This window comes from Bacteroides sp. RTP31139st1_H2_RTP31139_211217, assembly GCF_040227615.1.
GTDB classification, from domain to species: domain Bacteria; phylum Bacteroidota; class Bacteroidia; order Bacteroidales; family Bacteroidaceae; genus Bacteroides; species Bacteroides uniformis.
The window spans coordinates 1-1,557 of record NZ_JBCNZM010000333.1 but is presented as its reverse complement, the minus strand read 5'-3'; the positions used below and the strand labels follow the sequence as shown (position 1 = coordinate 1,557).

General features: G+C 47.7%; 1 protein-coding gene. It reads right to left on the bottom strand.

Going from position 1 to position 1,557, the window contains the following annotated elements:
* Positions 1-263: 263 nt before the first annotated feature.
* Complete coding sequence (locus ABUA47_RS24685) at positions 264-1,484, bottom strand: transposase (RefSeq protein WP_117859788.1); 1,221 nt, start codon at positions 1,482-1,484, stop codon at positions 264-266.
* Positions 1,485-1,557: the final 73 nt, after the last annotated feature.

Sequence of the window (1,557 nt, the reverse complement as noted above, 5' to 3'; positions counted from 1 at the left end):
AATGTTTAGAGGATAGCCGACCGTTTAGGGCGGTTCATCCTCATGTTCGAGACAATTTTTATTTCCTTTATTACATACTATATAGAACTTCAATTTTTGACTGCTGTTTCCGGCAGAAAGAAGTGTGAAGTTCATGCCCGCACCCCGTTCGTTTCATTACTGCTCTTATCCGTATTTCATTCATTTTTCAGTTCTCCTTTCTTTCTTTTCATGGGATTTCACTGTTCTTGTTCACGGCAGGACATAGCTATCCCATGTTGCTGTCATGCCGCTTTTTTCCGGTGTATGTCGCAATGCTCCAGTATTACCGTGTATGTCATGCCACCACCCGTTACCGTGGTATGGCTGTAAACTCTCGTCCGTCCGCAACGTTCGCAGAAGTACGGGTTTTCATATCCGCTTTCTGCCTGTTGCAACTCGACTTCCTCTATCTCGCTTTCATCCCGTCCGAAGTATTCTTCCGGCAGGTTGCCTTTGTTGGAATAGAAGCCGTAGTACCTCACGATGCGGAAATAGCGCAGTGGAACGTGTTGCAGCAGCCGGGGAAAGAACTCCCGGTAATGCAGTGTCAGTTCCTTTTCAACCGGGTTCCTCCTGTCGGGTGAGTTTTTGTAATCACGGTAACGGAATGAAATGTTTTCGCCGTCCATTGCCGTAATCTTGTACTCGCTCAGACACGCCCGTTTGGAATACCTGCCCACATATTGTATCACCTGTTCCGGCATCTGTATGGGCTGCTCCAAATGTACAATCCAGTCCTTTTTGTTCACCACCTTTTTGATGAAGCCCATAAACTCCATGCGGTCGTGGAAATCATGCTCCAGCCTGCCCGCATCGAACAACCCTATCAGGGCGTGTTCAAACTTGTAGCGGAATACCTTACAGATAGAGGGGATATGCACGTAGTCATGTTCGGGGATGACTATCTTACCGTCGTTATCTATACCGCCCCATGACATAATCATGTGCGTGTGTACATGGAGCTGTTTCGTTTCCCCGTAGGTATGCAGTACGGCAATCACTCCGGTTTTCAAGCCGAACTTGTGCATCATCCAGTCTTTCAGCGTTTCAGCCGAAGTACGCATCAGTATATTCAGCATTTCTTTCCTGTTACGCTTCACCAAGTCCAGCAGGATATGCGGCAAGGTCATCACCACATGGCGGTGCGGCACCCGCAGCATCTTTTCTTTCATGCGTGCCGCCCATTTCAGCGTGTCACGCCAGCCGCATGACGGGCAAAAACGGTGTTTGCAACTATGGCTGATTTCCCGTACTTCCCCACAATCGGGACAAACGTATGTATCTATCCCCAAAGCGGTTGTGCGACATACACGGATAGCGTTCACCGCCTTGTACTGTTCGGGGGTGATGTACTCCGCCGGGTGCTGTGCGTACTCGTCCCACCACCGATTGAAGAAATCGGACAAGCGGTACTTCTTTTCTTTGCAACCGTCTGTATATATGTCGTTTAGCACTTCTTTCATAGCTCGCACACAAGTCCTTTTTTACTCTATTTAATATCTAATCATTTGATTATTAGTTGTTTATTGTCTTGAA